This is a genomic window from Vibrio sp. 1069, from assembly GCF_033340555.1.
Map to the genome: position 1 here is coordinate 1 of NZ_JAWOWP010000085.1, position 1,177 is coordinate 1,177.

1 protein-coding gene and 1 pseudogene are annotated in these 1,177 nt (G+C 50.1%); both read right to left on the reverse strand.

The features are described from left to right. The coding region (locus R7040_RS24575; protein WP_318097287.1) for an IS110-like element IS4321 family transposase at positions 1–990 on the reverse strand (990 nt) is incomplete at its 3' end. A 99-nt stretch (positions 991–1,089) separates the two neighbouring features. Further along, positions 1,090–1,177 (reverse strand): annotated as a pseudogene (locus tag R7040_RS24580) (MerR family transcriptional regulator); the annotation flags it as partial.

Here is a 1,177-nt window from a genome sequence, read left to right on the forward strand (position 1 = left end):
TTGCTGTCGTGCCGTTAGGGCCCAGGCTATTCTGGCCAGCTTGTTTGCCAGAGCACAAGTGACGACAAAGTTGCTTTTCCGGCACAGTAAATCCCTGACCCAATCGGCCAATTTGCCAGACTGGTGTTCCAGTTTTTGTATGAATACCCTGGCACACTGAACCAACAAAGTTAGGATCTTTTTATTACCTCGCTTACTAATTCCCAGCAATGTCGTCCTACCTCCCGTGCTGTACTGCCGAGGTACAAGCCCTGTTGCCGCCGCAAAGTCACGGCTGCTGGCGTACTGCTTCCCGTCGCCAATCTCAGTTGAAATAGTACTCGCTGTCAGTGTTCCGACGCAGGGAATGCTCAGCAAGCGCTGTCCAACCTCATCTTCGTCCAACTTTCGTTTCAACTGGGATTCCAGATCTTTAATCTGCTCAACAAGATAGTGATAATGCTGTTGTAATTTCAGCAGTAACTGGCTGAGATAAAGAGGCAAACTACTGTCCTCAAGAAGGGTACTCAGTCGACTAATAACGGCAGCACCTCGCGGAACGCTGATACCAAATTCCAGCAGAAAAGCATGCATCTGATTAGTTGTTTTCACCTTATCCTGAACCAGGGATTCACGGACACGATGCAGAGCCCGCATTGCCTGCTGAGATTCCGTTCTGGGCTGCACAAAACGCATAGACGGACGCGATGCAGCTTCACAAATAGCTTCGGCGTCGACAAAGTCGTTTTTATTGCTTTTAACGAACGGGCGGACAAATTGTGGTGATATCAGCTTTGGGGAATGCCCCAACTCTTCCAACTTGCGTGCCATAAAGTGAGAACCGCCACAGGCTTCCATCGCGATGGTTGTTGCCGGGCATGTCGCCAGAAATTCGATTAGCTTTGGTCGGGTGAATTTTTTACGGTAAACGGCCTTCCCACGATGATCCTGACAATGAATATGGAAAGAGTTCTTACCCAGATCGATACCAATAAGCGCAATGTTTTCCATGATGGTTCTCCGAATGAAAGCCTGTCCTCAGCATAGTACTGGGAAGGAGGGAGTGACCATCTCATTAAATAAAGCACGCTAAGGCGTAACTCCCCTCGGCTACACCGCGTCGGCACCACGCGGCTCTTTCTCCCCTTGCAGCGAAGCAATCAGCGGGCAAGAAACGTTCCCTTGCCGCGCATGGCAG